5 protein-coding genes are annotated in these 2,436 nt (G+C 36.2%); 2 read left to right on the forward strand and 3 right to left on the reverse strand.

The window, feature by feature from the left end:
- Window positions 1-187: 187 nt before the first annotated feature.
- Window positions 188-490: a type II toxin-antitoxin system RelE/ParE family toxin gene (locus ACFILT_RS09730; protein WP_212113015.1), complete on the forward strand. Its 303-nt coding sequence runs from the start codon at window positions 188-190 to the stop codon at window positions 488-490.
- Window positions 477-797, forward strand: a complete 321-nt coding sequence (locus ACFILT_RS09735; protein WP_273783426.1) for an addiction module antidote protein — start codon at window positions 477-479, stop codon at window positions 795-797. The genes ACFILT_RS09730 and ACFILT_RS09735 overlap by 14 nt, the downstream gene beginning before the upstream one ends.
- 46 nt (window positions 798-843) lie before the next feature.
- Here the strand turns inward: ACFILT_RS09735 and ACFILT_RS09740 are convergent, their stop codons facing one another.
- From ACFILT_RS09740 to ACFILT_RS09750, 3 genes are all read right to left on the reverse strand, one after another.
- The gene (locus ACFILT_RS09740; protein ID WP_375678449.1) at window positions 844-1,371 is read right to left on the reverse strand and encodes an antA/AntB antirepressor family protein; all 528 of its coding nucleotides are present in this window, start codon (window positions 1,369-1,371) and stop codon (window positions 844-846) included.
- Window positions 1,372-1,719: 348 nt separating this feature from the next.
- Entirely contained in the window at window positions 1,720-2,001 is a 282-nt protein-coding gene (locus ACFILT_RS09745; RefSeq protein ID WP_375680010.1) for a type II toxin-antitoxin system YafQ family toxin, read from the reverse strand.
- 6 nt (window positions 2,002-2,007) lie between these two features.
- The gene (locus tag ACFILT_RS09750; protein WP_375678447.1) at window positions 2,008-2,289 is read right to left on the reverse strand and encodes a type II toxin-antitoxin system RelB/DinJ family antitoxin; all 282 of its coding nucleotides are present in this window, start codon (window positions 2,287-2,289) and stop codon (window positions 2,008-2,010) included.
- Window positions 2,290-2,436 lie beyond the last annotated feature (147 nt).

Here is a 2,436-nt window from a genome sequence, read left to right on the forward strand (position 1 = left end):
AAGTCCTTCTGATGATATTTTTCGCATATGCTTCTCCATAAAAAAAGCTCCGCAAAAAGCAGAGCTGGATTAAAAAATTGACATCTTTCTCATTCGGAAAGATAGCTTGGTTAAGCTTCATGTCGCTTTTTCATTGGAACAAAAGAATGTATTTGACATTGTAATGATTGTATCTTATAAGTTACAAATGTTTACAGTATACAAAACAGAGCATTTTATAAAATGGCTAGATTCTTTAAAAGATGAGATTGCGCAAGCGCATATTGTTAAACGGATAGCAAGAATAGAAACGGGATTTCTTGGAAATGTAAAATTTTTCCGTGGAATTGGAGAGTTAAAAATACATCATGGTCCTGGCTATAGAATCTATTTTGTAAAACAAGGTAAACAAATCATTTTGTTATTAAATGCGGGTGATAAATCTACACAACAAAAAGATATCGAAAAAGCTCTTCAATTAGTAAAGGAAATGAAACATGGAAATTACTAAATTTGACACAAGTGAATATTTCAAGACACCTGAGACACAAAGGATTCTTTTAGAAGATGCTCTTGAAAGCAAAGATAGTAAGTATCTTGCCCATGCTCTTGGTATAATAGCGAAAAACCAAGGAATGAGTAAAATCGCCCAAAATACAGGGCTATCAAGAGAGTCTCTTTATCGTTCTTTAAGTGATAAAGGCGACCCACGGCTTTCTACTTTTCTCAGTGTTTTGAGTGCTTTAAATTTGCAGATTAGCTTAACGCCTATCCAAAATAATTGTAAGGAACAAGCGGCTTTAGAAGAAGCATCTTGACCACCTCCCCATTGTTGAGAACGGGGAGGGGAGGCATATTTTTTACTTAAGCGGCTTTCACTACAGATCTTTCTAAGACTTGTTTCGCTTCTTTGATTATGGCTTTGTAATGCTTGCTTTCTTCTACCAACGTAAAGGCTTTAACAAGATGCATGTGGAGAAGTCCATAAATGTAAACAGCCTTTTTAGTTGGAGACATTTTATCCCAATCTTTTGGGAAAGCAAAACGTATATCATCATAATCAACAAATTGACTTTTTAGTTTCTTTTCACATTCAATAAAGTAACGACGAGCTTGACGTCCTTTCTCATTGCGCTCAACCATTGAGAGCTCTTTCGCCATATCTAAGGTGAGATGATATTCTTTACTTATAACATTTTTACGTTTCTCATTTTTGAGAAACGTAAAACCATAATCTTGATTTTCCAAAAATCCATATTCTTTAATACGGCGTACAATCCAATCTGCAAATTTAGAGTTGACTTCTAAAAACGTATGTAATTCACGTGCGTTAACCGTTTGAACAGTTTCTTGACCAATATTTTGTTCTTTAATTTCTATAAGAGTGTTCATAAGAATTCCTTACTATTTAGATGTTTCTTAATGACACTTTTAAAAAGTGCCGGGTGCTAAGAAACACGGTAGTAAGTCCGTCGTTATGCTTTTCCCAAAAGGGTATTGTATAGCGTAACTACACCCGACAAGATCATTATATGCGTGTAACATACAATGAGTCAAAGCCTTTAAACGTGCGGAGAAGAGATTGTTTCGTAACCAAATCCGCTTACTATTAAGGTGTTTCTTAGGCACCTGATTCGATTATCCATATTGTTGCTACATTGTCAAATAAAAAATGAGACAAGTTATAAAAATAATTGGTTAAATTCTTTGCTCGCATTTCTAGCATCTTTTTTGTTTTAATCATAAACGCAGCTCAGAGTGTGAACCGAGTCGTAAGAGTTCTAGTGTTTTGGCATTTGGCTTTCGATAAATCAAAACCAAGTCTGGCTTTATATGACAATCACGACAATCGCGCCATTGACCTGTTAGTGCATGATCTCGCCAATGTGCCTTGAGTGGTTCATCTTCCGCTAATACTTTGACTACAAGCAGAAAATCTTCTTCTAGTGCATTGGCATATCTACCTCTGCTTTCGCGTTTAAGGTCGCGTCTAAATGACCGAGTGTAGACGATTTCACGCATAAGCACTTAAATTTTTTTTTCAGATTTACGTATTCCAACCTTATCATTACGGATCATAGTTCGTAAGCCATCTAGAGATGTATGCTTGACACGACTAGCTTCGGCATCTTCAATCGCTTGTAATGTTTCTGGATTGGGTTGGAAGAGATCAAGCGGTAATGCTTGGTCTTTAGCAATACGAGTCATAAACATACGTACTGCATCTGATACAGTTAAGCCTGTAGATTTAATAACTGTACTTGCAATCTCCTGAACTTCATCAGGTATGCGTGCTTGAATTTTTCCCATTGCTAAATCTCCTCTTTAATTGTAGTACAATGTAATACAATTTAGATTGATGTCAAGAGACTTATCTGTCTTCTTCATCCATATGGATAACGCCTTCGCCTTCGTCGCATGCGTTTGGTGGAGCGTTTGGATCAAGGGTATCATCCT

It is taken from the genome of Bartonella sp. AP7XZML, from assembly GCF_042195745.1.
GTDB lineage: Bacteria > Pseudomonadota > Alphaproteobacteria > Rhizobiales > Rhizobiaceae > Bartonella.

Bases quoted from the DNA above. Each gene is read 5' to 3' on its own strand.
- ACFILT_RS09730 (WP_212113015.1), top strand. From the start codon at position 188: ATGTTTACAGTATACAAAACAGAGCATTTTATAAAATGGCTAGATTCT.
- ACFILT_RS09735 (WP_273783426.1), top strand. From the start codon at position 477: ATGGAAATTACTAAATTTGACACAAGTGAATATTTCAAGACACCTGAG.
- ACFILT_RS09740 (WP_375678449.1), bottom strand. From the start codon at position 1,371: ATGAACACTCTTATAGAAATTAAAGAACAAAATATTGGTCAAGAAACT.
- ACFILT_RS09745 (WP_375680010.1), bottom strand. From the start codon at position 2,001: ATGCGTGAAATCGTCTACACTCGGTCATTTAGACGCGACCTTAAACGC.
- ACFILT_RS09750 (WP_375678447.1), bottom strand. From the start codon at position 2,289: ATGGGAAAAATTCAAGCACGCATACCTGATGAAGTTCAGGAGATTGCA.